17 protein-coding genes are annotated in these 15,599 nt (G+C 38.1%); 10 read left to right on the top strand and 7 right to left on the bottom strand.

What is annotated here, in order from left to right; translation table 11 throughout:
• Positions 1-4: 4 nt before the first annotated feature.
• The 5 genes from opp1B to cntE are packed head-to-tail and all read left to right on the top strand — an operon-like array spanning position 5 to position 4,556.
• A complete protein-coding gene (gene opp1B / locus CCE82_RS07335; RefSeq protein ID WP_086428761.1) occupies positions 5-937 on the top strand; it encodes a nickel/cobalt ABC transporter permease in 933 nt (310 codons plus the stop codon).
• A 1-nt stretch (position 938) separates the two neighbouring features.
• Complete coding sequence (gene cntC, locus CCE82_RS07330; protein WP_086428760.1) at positions 939-1,802, top strand: staphylopine uptake ABC transporter permease subunit CntC; 864 nt, start codon at positions 939-941, stop codon at positions 1,800-1,802.
• A complete protein-coding gene (cntD, locus tag CCE82_RS07325; RefSeq protein ID WP_086428759.1) occupies positions 1,802-2,620 on the top strand; it encodes a staphylopine uptake ABC transporter ATP-binding protein CntD in 819 nt (272 codons plus the stop codon). The genes cntC and cntD overlap by 1 nt, the downstream gene beginning before the upstream one ends.
• A complete protein-coding gene (locus CCE82_RS07320) occupies positions 2,614-3,354 on the top strand; it encodes an ABC transporter ATP-binding protein (protein ID WP_086428758.1) in 741 nt (246 codons plus the stop codon). Before cntD ends, CCE82_RS07320 begins: the two co-directional genes overlap by 7 nt.
• A gap of 11 nt (positions 3,355-3,365) precedes the next feature.
• Positions 3,366-4,556, top strand: a complete 1,191-nt coding sequence (cntE, locus tag CCE82_RS07315; protein WP_086428757.1) for a staphylopine family metallophore export MFS transporter CntE — start codon at positions 3,366-3,368, stop codon at positions 4,554-4,556.
• A 162-nt stretch (positions 4,557-4,718) separates the two neighbouring features.
• Here cntE and CCE82_RS07310 read toward each other — a convergent pair whose 3' ends face one another.
• Together CCE82_RS07310 and CCE82_RS07305 are read right to left on the bottom strand one after the other, a co-directional pair.
• Entirely contained in the window at positions 4,719-5,147 is a 429-nt protein-coding gene (locus CCE82_RS07310) for an antibiotic biosynthesis monooxygenase family protein (RefSeq protein WP_086428756.1), read from the bottom strand.
• A 243-nt stretch (positions 5,148-5,390) separates the two neighbouring features.
• Positions 5,391-6,563, bottom strand: a complete 1,173-nt coding sequence (locus CCE82_RS07305) for an MFS transporter (RefSeq protein ID WP_086428755.1) — start codon at positions 6,561-6,563, stop codon at positions 5,391-5,393.
• Positions 6,564-6,889: 326 nt separating this feature from the next.
• Here CCE82_RS07305 and CCE82_RS07300 point away from each other — a divergent pair, with 326 nt between their 5' ends.
• On the top strand, positions 6,890-7,450 hold the full coding sequence (locus tag CCE82_RS07300; protein WP_086428754.1) for a hypothetical protein: 561 nt from the start codon (positions 6,890-6,892) through the stop codon (positions 7,448-7,450).
• Between the two features lie 118 nt (positions 7,451-7,568).
• On the opposite strand, the gene CCE82_RS07295 is transcribed toward CCE82_RS07300, so the two are convergent.
• Positions 7,569-8,432, bottom strand: coding sequence for an oxidoreductase (locus CCE82_RS07295; RefSeq protein WP_086428753.1), 864 nt, complete (start codon positions 8,430-8,432; stop codon positions 7,569-7,571).
• A 252-nt stretch (positions 8,433-8,684) separates the two neighbouring features.
• Between CCE82_RS07295 and panB the strand changes: the two genes are divergently transcribed.
• The 4 genes from panB to CCE82_RS07275 all read left to right on the top strand — a co-directional run bounded on the left by panB (position 8,685) and on the right by CCE82_RS07275 (position 11,184).
• A complete protein-coding gene (panB, locus tag CCE82_RS07290; RefSeq protein WP_086428864.1) occupies positions 8,685-9,497 on the top strand; it encodes a 3-methyl-2-oxobutanoate hydroxymethyltransferase in 813 nt (270 codons plus the stop codon).
• Positions 9,494-10,354 carry a pantoate--beta-alanine ligase gene (panC, locus tag CCE82_RS07285; protein ID WP_086428752.1) on the top strand — a complete coding sequence of 287 codons (861 nt, stop codon included), beginning with the start codon at positions 9,494-9,496 and terminating at the stop codon, positions 10,352-10,354. Before panB ends, panC begins: the two co-directional genes overlap by 4 nt.
• Positions 10,351-10,734 (top strand): aspartate 1-decarboxylase, encoded by a 384-nt coding sequence (gene panD, locus CCE82_RS07280; RefSeq protein WP_086428751.1) that lies wholly within the window; start codon positions 10,351-10,353, stop codon positions 10,732-10,734. The genes panC and panD overlap by 4 nt, the downstream gene beginning before the upstream one ends.
• Before the next feature lie 267 nt (positions 10,735-11,001).
• Positions 11,002-11,184: a hypothetical protein gene (locus tag CCE82_RS07275; protein ID WP_086428750.1), complete on the top strand. Its 183-nt coding sequence runs from the start codon at positions 11,002-11,004 to the stop codon at positions 11,182-11,184.
• 90 nt (positions 11,185-11,274) lie between these two features.
• On the opposite strand, the gene CCE82_RS07270 is transcribed toward CCE82_RS07275, so the two are convergent.
• The 4 genes from CCE82_RS07270 to CCE82_RS07255 form a co-directional block, all read right to left on the bottom strand.
• Positions 11,275-11,637 carry a hypothetical protein gene (locus CCE82_RS07270; protein ID WP_086428749.1) on the bottom strand — a complete coding sequence of 121 codons (363 nt, stop codon included), beginning with the start codon at positions 11,635-11,637 and terminating at the stop codon, positions 11,275-11,277.
• A 108-nt stretch (positions 11,638-11,745) separates the two neighbouring features.
• The gene (locus CCE82_RS07265) at positions 11,746-12,450 is read right to left on the bottom strand and encodes an exotoxin beta-grasp domain-containing protein (RefSeq protein ID WP_086428748.1); all 705 of its coding nucleotides are present in this window, start codon (positions 12,448-12,450) and stop codon (positions 11,746-11,748) included.
• Positions 12,451-12,649: 199 nt separating this feature from the next.
• The gene (locus CCE82_RS07260; RefSeq protein WP_086428747.1) at positions 12,650-14,137 is read right to left on the bottom strand and encodes a coagulase domain-containing protein; all 1,488 of its coding nucleotides are present in this window, start codon (positions 14,135-14,137) and stop codon (positions 12,650-12,652) included.
• A 415-nt stretch (positions 14,138-14,552) separates the two neighbouring features.
• Complete coding sequence (locus CCE82_RS07255; RefSeq protein WP_086428746.1) at positions 14,553-15,404, bottom strand: NAD-dependent epimerase/dehydratase family protein; 852 nt, start codon at positions 15,402-15,404, stop codon at positions 14,553-14,555.
• Positions 15,405-15,599 lie beyond the last annotated feature (195 nt).

The raw sequence follows: 15,599 nt of genomic DNA, 5'->3' as shown, positions 1-15,599 counted from the left end.
ATTGATGGCATATAGTGTGATGAAACGTTTGTTACTGATGATACCGTTGTTGATAGTCATTAGCTTTTTGACTTTTGCATTAACGCATTTATCTAGTGAAGACCCAGCTGTCGTCATTCTACATGCACAAGAAGTTCCAGACATTACGCAAAGTTTAATCGAACAAACACGTGCCAAGTACCATTTAGATGCGCCGTTCCTCGTACAATACTGGGAATGGCTGCAATCTGCGGTACAACTTCAATTTGGACACAGTTTTGTGACGGGCGAAGATGTCGGTTTGAGACTGTGGCCAGCATTTTTTAATACGTTGAAGTTAACGCTGATTTCAAGCGTGGCGATTATTGTGTTGTCATTGTTGTTCGGTATTTTGACAGCTTTGTTACGTGGCACATGGTTTGATCGTGTGACACGGACGACAGCTTTCGTATTAACAGCGATTCCATCTTATTGGCTCGCTGCGATATTGATCATTTTTCTATCGGTTAAATTGAATGCATTACCGACGTCAGGCTTAACAGGTCCTGAAAGTTATGTCTTGCCAGTTGCTGTGATTACGCTCGGTTATACCGGCATTTACTTTAGAAATGTCAGAAGTGCCGTTATTCAGCAGCTTGATCAAGATTATGTTTTATATATGCGTGCAATGGGTGTCCCAATGTCACAGCTTCTTATTTATGTGGCACGTAATGCAATGCAAGTCGTCGTTTCAATATTTTGTATGTCGATTCCCATTATTTTAGGAGGTTCTGTCGTCATCGAAAATGTATTTGCGTGGCCGGGTATGGGTCAATTGAGTGTCAAAGCAGTGTTGGAACAAGATTTTCCAATGATTCAGGCGTATGTTCTTATCGTTTCGGTACTGTTTATCTTGTTTAATACATTGGCAGACGTGATTAATATGTGGCTGAACCCGAAATTAAGGGAGGAGCGTTAAGATGATCGTTTTCCAAAGATTATTAAAAGATAGCGGCGCGAAATGGGCGTTAGCGATTATTGGCATTTATATTGTGCTTGGGATATGTGCGCCGATTGTGACGCCTTACGACCCGAATACGGTGAACATCGATGACAAATTTGCCGGCATATCATTTGCACATTGGCTCGGGACAGATCATTTAGGTCGAGATATTTTAACACGCTTGATTTTTGCGATACGTCCGAGCTTTTTACTCATTTTGTTTGCATTAGCATGTTCAGTGTTAATAGGGACGTTACTCGGCTTTATTTCAGGCTATTTTGGACGTTCAGTTGATGCTTTAGTGATGCGTATTTGCGATGTCATGCTATCATTTCCAACGTATGTTATGACACTTGCTTTGATTGGTGTACTCGGAATTGGTTTGAAAAGTATTATCGTCGCACTCATCATTACGCGTTGGGCATGGTTTTGCCGTATTATCCGGACAAGTGTGATGCAATATCGAAATTCAGATGATGTGAAATTTGCGCGTACGATTGGCTTGTCTCATACACGCATCATTATGACACATATTTTGCCACGAACTTTAGCGGATATCGCCATTATTTCGACCAGTTCGATGGTGTCGATGATTTTACAAATTTCAGGCTTTTCATTTTTAGGATTAGGCGTTAAAGCACCGACAGCGGAATGGGGTATGATGATGAATGAAGCGCGTAAAGTGATGTTCAGTCACCCTGAGCTCATGTTTGCGCCAGGCATTGCGATTATTGTCATTGTCCTTGCAGTCAACTTTTTATCCGATGCACTCCAAATCGCGATTGATCCAAAATTATCACAGCAACAAATGAAACAGCGTATTAAGAAAGGGTGGATATAATGGAAGAAATGGTGATGCGTGTCGAAGATTTAACGTTAATTGACGGTCATACGAACCATGTCCTTGTCCATCACTTTAATTTGACGTTACATCGTGGTGAAGTCATCGCGATTATTGGTGAAAGTGGTAGCGGCAAATCCATGACGTGTAAAGCACTGCTTGGACTCAACGACCGCAATATCCGCATGAGTGGTGAAATTTGGTTTCAAGGAGAAGCATTGCATGACGCCTCTGAAGCAGACTTTCGAAAAATCAGAGGGCGTCGTATTGCGATGATTATGCAACAAGGTGCGACCGCATTTAATCCTTCGTTTACGGTGGGGACACAGTTGAAAATGATGTTGAAGCAGCATCGTCCCATGTCGCCACAACAACAGAAAGAGACATTACAACATTATTTTGACATGCTTGGCTTGCGGGATTTTGAACGTATTTTAAAGTCATATCCACATCAATTGTCTGGTGGGATGTTGCAACGGTTGATGATTATATTGGCACTCGCCCTCCAACCTGACGTGATTATTGCAGATGAGCCGACAACAGCGCTCGATGCGATTACACAATATGAAGTGATTGAAGAATTGCGTGAAGTGAAGGAGAAAATCGGTTGTGCCATGCTGTTTGTCTCTCATGACTTAGCAGTGGTGAAGTCGATTGCGGATCAAGTCATCGTGATGCGTCATGGTGATGTCGTTGAGGCAGGACCAGCGCACCAATTGTTTACACAACCTCAGCATACGTATACGCAGTTTTTGATTGCAGCACGAGATCGTGTGACGCGTTATTACAAATCATTGCGAGGTGATGCGTCATGTTAGAAGTACAAAATGTCACGAAATCTTATCGAAGTGGTGTGAGAAGGCAAAAACGACAAATTGTGAAACAGGTCAGTTTTCAATGCCAAAAAGGACAAAGTATTGCGATAATAGGAGAAAGCGGAAGTGGTAAGTCCACATTGGCGCGTATGATATTAGGCATCGAAAAGCCAGAAACAGGTACAGTGCTGTTGGATGGTCAACCTGTCTATCAACGTCACGTCCGTCTCGGCAAAATGAGCGTCGTATTTCAAGATTACAAGTCTTCATTGCATCCGTATTTTAATGTGCGACAAATTTTGAATGAAGCGCTCAGTCAATGCGATACACCAATTGACGATAAAGAGGCACACATGACGGCGTTGCTCGAACGTGTCGGTTTAAGTGCAGCCTTTTTAAACAAATACCCTCAAATGATGTCAGGGGGAGAAGCGCAACGTGTCGCCATTGCGAGAGCTGTCATCACGAATCCAGACTATATTGTATTAGATGAAGCGATTAGTGCGCTCGACATGTCGATTCAATCGCAAATTCTTGATTTATTAATTTCACTGAGAGACAAATACCAGCTCAGTTTGATTTTCATTACACATGATATTCAAGCAGCGGTCTATTTATGTGAAGATTTGATTATTTTTAATGACGGTCAAATTCAAGAACGCTTAAATAGACATCAGCTGAAAGACCTTCAAAATGACTATACGCGTGAACTTTTTGAAAAACAATTTATGAATTAGGAGGCTATGATATGAAAGGTGCACTCGCTTGGCCTTTTTTAAGATTGTACATCCTCGCACTTTTTTTCTTTAGTGCCAATGCTATTTTGAACGTCATGATTCCGTTACGCGGACATGATTTAGGTGCAACCAATGCGACAATCGGTATCGTCATGGGGGCATACATGTTGACTGCCATGCTTTTTCGTCCATGGGCAGGACAAGTGATCGCAAAAGTCGGTCCGATTAAAATATTAAGATGGATTTTAATCATTAACGGCTTTGCGCTCATTTTATATGGTTTTACAGGTTTAGAAGGTTATTTTGTAGCACGTGTGATGCAAGGGGTATGTACAGCCTTTTTCTCCATGTCGTTACAAATTGGCATTATAGATGCGTTACCTGAAGAAGATCGCTCACAAGGGATTTCCTTATACTCACTCTTTTCATACATACCGGGTATTATCGGTCCCATGATTGCAGTGGGCATATGGCAATTGGATAATTTGAGCTACTTCGCGTTGACGATGATCATTATTGCGATCACAACAGGTGTCGTTGGTTTTAGTGCAACACTTCACGGCCAAGATGATGCTGACACGGCGCCTGCTCAACCAGAAAAGATGCCATATGGTCCAATGACAGTGTTTTTACAACTGTTTAAAAATCCATTTTTATTGAAAGCAGGAACGATCATGCTCGTGGCTTCAATCGGATTTGGAGCAGTGGCGACATTTATCGTGCTGTACGTGAATACCTATCAAGTCGGTCATGCGAGTCTATTTCTAGCCGTACAAGCCGTTACAGTGGTGTTTGCACGTTTCTTTTTACGTCAATACATTCCTTCAGATGGACGATGGCACGTTCGATTTATGTTAGGTGTTCTCGGATTATTAACGGTCGCACTTTTCTTCATTGCAGTAGGGCCTTATGTTGGTGCGTGGATACTTTATATTAGCGCAGTCATGATTGGCCTAACACAAGCGATGGTTTATCCGACATTAACGTCATTTTTAAGCTTTAAATTACCGAAAGTTGGACGGAATATGTTACTCGGTCTCTTTATCGCAACGGCTGACTTAGGTGTCTCACTTGGGGCTGCATTAATGGGGCCTATAGCAGATATGGTGGGCTATGCGAATATGTATCTCATTTGTGCGATTTTGATGGCATTGATTACAGTCATGAGTATTGATAGAAGACCGCAGTTTATAGAAAAATAATGTAGAAATGATAAGTATCAAAAGTTTTTAGCCACATCAATTGATGCGCATTGATTATAGGAGAGGCTTGGGAAGCTTAATTTGTCCCTAGCCTCTTTTTTGATCACAGCATCGTTAAACAAGGGACGTGTTGTGGAAAAGCATCGGGTCTTTGGATGGGGATTATTGTGTATCGAATTTAATATTATAAGATAAAGCAGAATCCACGATATCTTTATCCAGTGCACCGTTCCATTGATTATGATAATTCAATGGTTGTTCAGAAGCTTGCCACACTTCAAAGCTTTGACGGTCATCCCACAATGAAATGACGACATAATGATTTTGCGGATCCAGGGGCCTCAAAACACGTAGCGATACGAAGCCATGTACATCATTCAAATAGGCTGTGCGACTGAGAAAACGTTCCTCAAATGTTTCACTTTGCGTAAGATCAACTTTAATGTAATTTAAGACACAAAAATGATGCGGTGTGAGGTCGCCCGTTGCTTCTATGGCAGTATATGTTTTAGCATCATTATTTTTATAAATGGTCACTGTCGTCCCATCTTCCTCAATTTGGTAAAGAAGATCTTTATGAGAGAGTATCATGCTTTATACCTCCTTATACTTATAAATAAATACCCGTTATTTCACATTTTAATTGCAGAAATTAAATTTATCGCAAATTATATATTACAATTTCTAAATTCAATGTAAAATTTTAAAACTGAATATTAAATTAAAACCGCCACATGTATGAATGTAGCGGTAAATAGGAATAAGATGAAAAAGTATGAAGCGATGACATGATATCGAAAAATTTTTGAATGTCATTGTGTTAAGGTTTAAATGTTAATTTAAATGAGGATTTGTTTGTTCTTTTCGTTCTACCGCAATACTCCACAATAGAAAGACAAGTCCCATTAATGTTAATAAAGGTGCAATTAAACTTAAACTTGCGATAGGGAGTGAGCTGACAACGAGACCGCCAATAAAAGCACCTAATGCGTTACCAATGTTAAAGGCGGATTGATTGAGCGTACTCGAAAGTGTCGGTGCGTCTTGGGAAATGAGCGTACTTTTGTATTGTAGTGATGGACTCATACTAAAGCCGATAAAACCGAAAAGAAAGACGCCGATGACCATTAAAATCGCATGGAATTGAATGAAGTATAGCAGTCCAAAATAAATTGCGAATATGATGAAAATGCGCATTAAAGCTTTATTTAAATTCCAGTCTGCAAGTTTGCCACCGACAATATTACCGATTGTGACCCCGATACCAAATACAATTAAGATAGATGAAATGAACTGTTCAGGAATATGAGTCACGTCGATGAGCACTGATGAAATATAAGTGAAGTAGGCGAATACACTACTAAAACCGAACAATGTCACACCGAGTGTTAACCAAAGTCTTTTTTCTTTTAAAATACGTAATTCATCTTTAATGGAAGCGGTACGTGTTTCTTTTTGCATCGGTACAAAGATCATAATGCCGATGAGCGCAATGACGCCAATCACAGCAATAATTAAAAAGGTCATATGCCAACCGAGTCTTTGCCCGATTAATGTACCGAATGGCACGCCGAGAATATTGCTCAGGCTGAGACCCATAAACATTAATGCCATCGCACTCGCACGATACTGGCTTGCGACCATACTTGCAGCTAAAATAGAGCCGATACCGAAAAATGAGCCATGCGCGAGCGATGTGACGATACGACTGAGCATGAGTGTCGTGTAATTTGGACTAAGACCGCCGAGAATGTTACCCAAAATAAAAATGCCCATCAGTAACATCAACAAGGCTTTACGGTTAAGACGGAAAGTAAGCATAACGACGATAGGGCCTCCGATTGCGACACCTAAAGCATAGCCTGTAATGAGTTGCCCCGCTTGGCTGACAGAAACGTGTAAATCTTTGGCGACGTTAGGAAGTAAGCCCATGATGACGAATTCAGTCATTCCAATCGCAAATGCCCCAATCGCTAACATCCAAATCGCAATAGGATATTTCTTCATAATGGATCCCTCCCGTTTTCATTTATTTTCATAACGGTGATTATACACACGCCACTTTTTCAATACAACCTTTTTGCAAGAAGTCTTAATATTAATACAAAATTCGGTGAGAAAAGAAATATGACAATGAGACAAACTAGGGAAGATGCATTTGAGGAAGCATGTATAAAAAAACTGTGAAAATAGCCAATATTGATAGTCCTTATAGGAGAAAGTGAAAAACTGTATCGATCTTTCAATACGAGGCACGGTACCGCGTTTAAGGACGTGAAATAAGTGGAAAAGAGCAAAGGTTACAACGATGAGGAAAAGAAAGGAGTATTGAGATGATCAATATCATTTCTGCAATCGGTTCAATTGGGACGTTTATTATGGCGTTATTCTATTTTATTTCCGTATCCGTGCAGTTATATCAGATGAAAATGAGCTTTTTGCCGGCGCTCGGCTTTAACCAAATTTTAATGACACGTGATGGAGAAAAGTTGAAAATTAGAAATACAGCATCATATGAGCAAGAAAATAATCGATGGGGTGACGATTATTTAAAATTATTTAACCTCGGTGCAGGCGCGGCTAAACAAATCAAGATAGAGGTGTACTTGGATGAGAAGGATGTGTTACAGCGCAAGTATGTAAGCATTTTACCGAGCAAAGAAAGCTATCTACTCCCTATTAACAAAGACGTCTTTAATGAGTTGGATCGCACCATTGAAAATAACGGCTATGAATCGAATCTTCAAATTAAAATTCAATACAAACATAACGTGAGCCGGAAACTACAGACGTTACATTTAAAGGGTAATATTGACAGCTTCAATCGTTATGACGAAAGTTCCGTTTATGAATTGCAATTTATTCAACCAGAAAATCTCAATACAAAAGAATAGTGTTACAAGGAAAGGACTGGGATGTTGTGTTTTTCCAGTCCTTCATTCAGTTTTAGATGGATGAGTCAAATTAAAATAATTAACAGAAACGACACAAAAACTTTTAACCTTGTATATTTTACGACAGCCTACTTTGATTTTGATAGGCGAGCAAGGTGTAAATGGTATCCAAATGCGGGGTATCTAATTGATGTGCTTTGGCGCGTCGATAAATATAACCTTGTATTGCTTCCACTTCTAAAGGCTGTTGATTCATCGTATCGTAATACATACTTGTCCCCATTTCGTCAGGATAACCTGAATAAATATCCATAATTGATGTAACGAAATCCTTCTCAAAATCTATGCCTTCTGCACGTGCCACTTTTTCACCTTCTATTAACAATTGTCGGCAAAGATCAGCCATACGCGCATCTTTAAGCACACGAGCAGTATCGCGACCGAGTGCAGTGACTGTGTTGATGCCAAGATTGACAATTAATTTATACCAAATCGCTTGTTGGATATGAGGTTCCAACACAAGCTCTAATGTTGTTGATGAAAATGCTTGTGCGAGTTGTTTTGTGACAGCATCAGATTGGAGATGTAATCGATAATCTCTGAAGTGCGTGACATGGTTATCTTTTTTCTGACCGCTCACATAAACGACGGCTTGATAGGCGCGATAATCTTGTAATTGCTCAAGCATACCATAGCCATTTTGTGCAAGAATGAGGGTGGTTTTGTCGTGTGTGAGTTCGGGTAGTTTGGAAATAACGCTTGCCAATTGATGTGTCTTCACGGCGATAAAAATTAAATCAAAGCGTTGTGTCGCCTCTTGGAGTGCATCTACGGTGAGTGTGCGCGTTGTCTGGTCAGCATAATCTTCAAATGTTAAAGTTTGATGACGACGTCCCAGTAGTGTGACTTCGTATTGATTGGATAAGGCAACCGCGATAGAAGTTCCCACTGCACCAGGGCCGATAACAGCAATTCGAGTCATTGGATATCACCTTTCTTCTATTTAATTTGTGCATTTTTGTTCCATATGTGAATATGCTTTAATTTATTATGTTTTAGAAAAGTTGTAAAGTATATAATGTGGAATGAATTAGAATTACAAATGATTCAGTGAAGTTTTGTTCAAAGACTATTCATAATCATGAGGACCATTCTATAAAAATCAAAAAAATCAATGGAAAATTAAGGTGACTTGATTTACTATTGATGTAATAAAAATTAAAGGGTGAAAGAATTGAAAACAATAAATAATATTCAACAGATGAAGCGTGATGGTGAAAAAATTTCCATGGTGACCGCTTATGATTACCCAAGTGCGAAACAAGTGGAAGAAGCAAATATCGATATGATTTTAGTGGGTGACTCACTAGGCATGACGGTATTAGGATATGAAAGCACAGTCGATGTGACACTTGAAGATATGTTGCATCATAGCCGTGCTGTCCGTCGTGGTGCCCCAAACACATTTGTTGTTGTCGATATGCCATTCGGTTCTGTGGGTGTTGATGCAAAGACAGATATTCAAAATGCGATTCGCCTTTATAGAGAAAGCCGCGGCAATGCGCTAAAGGTTGAAGGTGCACATTTAACAGACTTTATGACGCAAGCAACACAAATGGGGATACCGATTGTCGCACACCTCGGTTTGACACCTCAAAGTGTAGGCGTATTAGGATATAAAATGCAAGCGACAACGAAAGAAGCAGCACAACAACTGATTCAAGATGCACAAGCCGTTGAAAATGCAGGAGCTGTCGCATTAGTGCTTGAAGCGATTCCGAGTGATTTAGCAAAAGTGATTTCCGAAAAATTAACGATTCCAGTTATTGGTATCGGGGCAGGTAATGGTACAGATGGCCAAGTATTGGTTTATCACGACATGTTAAATTATGGTGTGGATCGTCATGCTAAATTTGTGAAACAGTACTGTGACCTATCGATTGGTATCGCAGCATTAGAAAAATATAATGAAGAAGTTAAAACAGGTGCTTTTCCATCAGAAGAGTACACATATAAAAAGCAAATTATGGATGAGGTAGACGCATGACACAACGTATAACATCGATTCAAGAAATGCAACAATTGATGCAACAATTTCATCGAGACGGCAAGACGATTGGTTTTGTGCCGACGATGGGGGCATTGCATGACGGTCATTTAACAATGATGCGTCAATCTATTCAAGAAAACGACATCACAGTCATTAGTGTTTTTGTCAATCCATTACAATTCGGTCCAAATGAAGATTTTGACGCTTACCCTCGTCAAATCGATGAAGATGAAGCTATGGTACAACAAATCGGTGTGGATTACGTATTTCATCCCTCAGTAGAAGAAATGTATCCAGGAGAAATCGGTATCCACGTGACAGTTGGACGTTTAGCGGAAGTATTGGAAGGTGCGCAACGTCCAGGCCATTTTGATGGTGTGGTGACTGTCGTGAACAAGTTATTTAACATTGTTCAACCCGATGTCGCATACTTTGGTAAAAAAGACGCGCAACAACTCGCAATAGTAGAACAAATGGTCCGTGATTTTAACCACCTCGTTAAAATTGTCGGTGTCGATATTGTGCGCGAATCAGATGGACTGGCAAAAAGCTCAAGAAATGTTTATCTAACACCTGAAGAGCGACAAGAAGCGGTGCATTTACGTAAAAGTTTAGAACTCGCGCAGTCGTTATATGATGCAGGTGAGCGTCAAAGTAGCGTCATTATTGATAAAGTGACACAATATTTAGAGGCCCATACGAGTGGTCAAGTTAAAGAAGTAGCAGTATATAGTTACCCTGAATTAAGAGAGCAAGTTCAAATAGAAGGACGTATTTTTATATCATTAGCAGTGAAGTTTACTCAAGCACGGTTAATCGATAATATTATTATTGGAGATGAAAAAGAGAAATGATGAGAACTATGATGAACGCTAAAATTCATCGCGCACGTGTAACAGAAGCAAATTTGAATTATGTTGGTAGTATTACGATTGATCAAGATATTTTAGATGCAGTCGATATTTTGCCGAATGAAAAAGTCGCGATTGTGAACAATAATAACGGTGCACGTTTAGAAACATATGTCATTGCTGGTGAACGTGGCAGTGGTAAAATTTGTTTAAACGGTGCAGCAGCGCGTCTTGTACAAGTCGGCGATGTGGTCATTATTATGACATATGCGCAATTGGATGAAACTGAGCTAAAATCTCATTCCCCTAAAGTAGCAGTCATGAATGAGCATAATGAAATTGTAGAAATGATTCATGAGAAAGAAGATACGGTAATTCTTTAATTTTTAACACATGCCGTACACTTTCACATGCGTATATATCAATATTGAATTTGTCGCATTGGTTCACACTGTTAAAGTATAGTTGACACTTTGGGAGTCGTGTGACCCATCGGCAAATCATAAATAAAAGCGTCTCCATATAAAAAGGAGGCGTTTTTTTGTAAAGATAGCCAAAGTCAACAGGTCGGTAGTGGCCGTTGTGAGTTATTAAAAATGTAATGGCTTGATACATAGTTAGAAATATCACTTAAAGTAAGAGGTGTGAGGATGTTCGTACATTTAAATAGCATTTTACTTGGAATCAGTTGTTTGATTGCGGTGTTGTTAAGTTCATTCATCATTAAAAGGGTGCATGTTCACATCGCAATCAAAGTGGTCATCGTTTCAGTTATGACTTTAATTCTATTCATCGCAATTTATGGTATTTTCTATTTATTGCTACTGAGATAACATCGGCTCATGAGAAGAACGCTTAACGCAATTTGTCAAAGCAGGACCATTGATAGGTTGCGTTTAGCCGTCAATGGCACATATGATGAGTTAGCGATTTTTTGATGAGCAACCCCACATGAAGAAATAACTGAGAGCAACCACAATAAAACTGATGATGCCTAACAATATGGAGTAAAAATCTGCTGTAAAAGGTTTGAAATAGCTAGCGGAATGATATGTGTTAATGAAAAGGTGAACGCATAAAAATGAAATAAGCATACCGATAGCTCTACTGATGACCAGCATATAACTATTTTTCAAGCTATGTTTAAAAATAGGGTAGCTGATCAGTATAGAAATAATGATGTAGGGGATGTAACCGAGCCATGAATGTAAGTGATAGTCTATGTAAAGCGCTATAAATTCTACAGGAGCGAGTGAAATCAATGCATATAAAATTTTAGATTTCATGAAGTATGCACCTCTAATTTGTTTATATAATTTAATTTATATCTTATTTTGACATAAAAAAGAGGCAACCGCATCTGATTACCTCTTTATATATATTTAATAGAACTTTTATAGATCTATAGTAATTTTTTGAATGTTTTTCACATCCACCGTGTCGCTCATACGGTGCTCTTGTAATTTTTTATCTAACTCTAAAGTCATGATGTCTTTTTCTTCGTTGCCTATTTTGATGACAATTTTGCCGCCTTTTGAGTCGTTTTGGTATAATCCATAATTTTTGATAAGCAATTTACGAAGTTTAAAGTCTAATTCTTTTAAAGAAACCTCTTCTTTGTTAATAGAAAGTTCATTTGTGTGAATACTTGAAGTTACCCAATCATTTTTTCTATTAATTACGATATCAGGATTTTTCACATTGTCGTAGTATGAACCTGTATTCGTTTTAGTGATGCCACCAATTGATTTCGTTTCGGCACTTTTATCTGTTCCCTCCGGCACTACAAAAAGATCTAAATTAAGATAATCTTTATTTTTATCATTATATGTAGATGCGTCTTTTCCTAATAATGAAATGAGTACAGAGTTACCTTGATTTGTTATTACCCTAAGTTTTTTATCTCCCTCTACATAACCAGAAACGTTGTGATACTCAAAAGGGGTTTGAGAGTAATAACTTTTTAATTCACTAGCTTTAGGATTGATGATTTGTATGCCATCTGTATTAGCGAATGCTGCCGCCTGACTTTGTAGACCCACGCCTGTTGTTAAAATCCCTACTGCCAAACTAACTTTTAGAATTGTTGATTGCTTCATGATGTTTCTTCTCCTTAATATGATGTCATCTAAAGTGTGTCGTATAAGACTTTTTAATTATATAGAGATACTAGGAATTTTAATATTAACTATGTTTTAAATGATTATTAACTTATGCTTTGAAAATTTAATAAGTAAAACCCTCATTTTAGTTTTGACACTTAAAATAAGGGTTTACTTGATCATTTGATATTATATTTTATTGACCATTGTAGGCTTTATTGATCATTTTGTTAAAGCGTTTTTGGTGGGCGTCACTTAATGTGTTCACTTTTTGTTGAGCCGCAATGCGGTCTTGGTAACGATGCGTATCAACATATTGGTTCACTAATGACTCAGCTTCTCTAACATGGTTACGTCGAATGGCACGTTTTTCTCTTTCTGTGTAACCAGATGTGTCACTTTGACTGAAACCATACAAATATCCTGATTTTTCGAAAGTTGTCGATTCATCAATATCAATGACATGGCTTTCTGTGATCGTTTCAGTTTCAACAGATGCTTGCTGAGGTGCCTCTGATGGTTGATCTTGTTGTAAAGCAGGTGTCGCGACTTGTTCAGATGTTTTTGACGTGTTTTCTGCTGGTGCTGTTACTGTTTCAGGTGCTTGTTCGCTATTAACAGTTGCTGAAGGTTGAGCGTTACGACCTTGAGGTACTTCAAATGTTGTTTCTTCCGTCATTTGAGGTGCAGTCGTCATTGGTGTATGTACTGTTGTTTCAGTATAAACCGGTTGTTGTGGTTTTACAGTTTGTGGTTCTTCAATTTCTAAACTATTGACTGATGGTTGCGCAACTTCTTGATGACTAGATTGAGATTGTGCCTCAGTAGCTTTTTGTTTTTGAGCTCTCGGATGTCTTAAATTCTCGTTTTCTTTAGCCTTTTTAGCATCATCTCTAAGTTGATTTTTTACTGAATCGTCTTTCTCATTTTCTGCGCTTAATACAGGAATTTCGATAGGGCGAGCTAAATCAATTTCTTCAAAGAATTCATCAATAATCGTTTCTAAGTCTTCCACTTTTCTGTCTAACATACGTTGATTAACTGCCTGTTTTTCTTTACGTTCTTTTTTTGTATATCCGATACTCATATCGAGTTTGTTGTATAAATTGTTTCTAGCATCAACATTGTCAGTAAATGTTTGTCCTAACATTAAAATTTGGTTTTCTAAGTCATTTAATTGTTGCTCTGCACGGTCTTGATCTCGATGATTAAATGTTTTTAAATCAGGGTGTTTCTTATTCAGTTCAGCAATTTCTTTTTCGAAATCTTCTTTATTTTTTACTAATTCGTTATAAACTGCTATATATCTTTGATACGTTAAACCTAGCGCCTTATTTGAAATAGGTTGCTTCTTTTGTTCTTTTGTTTTTTCCTCTTGTAAAAATTGATTCATGGCGTCCATTTCAGCCATAAAACGTTGCTTATATTTCTTTACTGTTTTGGCATATTCAGGCTCATCATATTTTTCATAACCACCAATTGTTAAGTAATATATTAAATCTTCTAAGTTATCTTTATATTGTTTTGTTGTAATTGATGGTGTATTATTTTCCTCCATAATCGATAAAGCTTTAGACTTATAAGGATTTTCTTCTCCAGTAACTATGGCAGATGCTTCTCCTCCGACTAAAAAGTGTGAAGCGAGAACGGCACTCGCAGATAAAACAAGCAATTTCTTTTTCATTAATTAATCTCCCTTAATATGAATATATTTATAGTCACAAATTATTTTTTAATCTCCCAATTAATTAATTTGCGAGCTTTGATAATATAACAGTTTGAAAATAAGAGAAATTAAATCGGAATTAATTAATCTTAAACCATTCTTAAGACATTTAATAATTGATTAAGAAATAATGTGCAAAACTTTATATTGCATAATCTAATGCTTGTATTGATTCGCTTTAATTCTTAACTAAATGTTTCGCTATTCAATTTAATGAGATGTCAAAGTTGTGGCTAACCGACTAAAATGTTGTCATATTTTGTTTTAAATTTCGCATCTATCAAAAGTGTCATGTTCAAAAAGTCGAAATCTTAACCAAAATAAACAAAAAAACGGAAAGCCCAACTTTATGTGAGCTTTCCACTGTTTTTATTTATTCATTTACTTTCATACCGTCGCGCCAAGTGGCATATAACAATTTGCCGCCTTGTGCCTTGTATTTTTGATTGTCTGCACCGCGTTCGTATGGTTGTGCTTCGAAAAATTCAATGTGAGGGGAAACGTTCAGTTGTTCGGCATACCAAGCCGCCCATGTTTCGCCGTCAATCGGTTCGTCGTCTGTCACGTTGTAAATGCCTGGCTCAAAATCGAGTGCCTTAATCGCTGCTTCTACAGTGTCATCGATATGCACGTAAGAAGTGATACCTTTTGATAATTGCACGTTGCCATCTTTAAATTGGTTATAAATCATGCCGTCTTTACCGTACCAAGTGCCCGGTCCATACATCATACCGTAACGTAAAATGACGGCGTGTTCTAAACGTTGGCTTTCGCTTTCTACACCGATGACACCATCGACTGTAATTTTACGATCGCCTGATGAGTTTGTATCGAGTGGTGTTGTTTCAGTCGCTAACGTATTACCTGGTTCGTACATAAACGCTAAGCTTTGTGAAATGATATTTCGAACGCCGTATTTGAGCGCGATGTCTGCAAGGTGACGTGTCCCTTCAACGCGCACTTTTGTATTCGCGGTCATATCCACATTTTTTAAATCTGTAATTTGATGCATAATTACTTCTGGTTGAAATGCTTTAATCGCAGCTTCAATCGTATCAGGCTCTAAAATGTTACCGATAAATGCTTGAGCGCCGATTTTTTCTAAACGTGCTTTCCCATTTTCTGAAGTGGTAAAGCCCGCGACGTTATGTCCTTCTTTAATTAATCTTTCTGTTAAGCGCATCCCGATTAAGCCTGTTGCACCTGTTACAAATATTTTTGTCATTTTTATATACTCCTTTTAGGTATTTCCTATCAATTGTGTCATACCCAATGATTCCCATCAAAACATATGTTCTTATGTATAACCGTTTTTTATTCATTTTAAACGTACCTTGAGATGTTTCATCTTACCTTTTTTATGACAAATTATTGACAAAATATAAAAAATTTAACTGATTCTTCTGTTTTTGATTGTCAA

Origin of the sequence: Staphylococcus cornubiensis, from assembly GCF_900183575.1 — a bacterium.
GTDB classification, from domain to species: domain Bacteria; phylum Bacillota; class Bacilli; order Staphylococcales; family Staphylococcaceae; genus Staphylococcus; species Staphylococcus cornubiensis.
The sequence above is the reverse complement of the archived record's forward strand: the minus strand, read 5'-3'. Positions and strand labels throughout refer to the sequence as shown.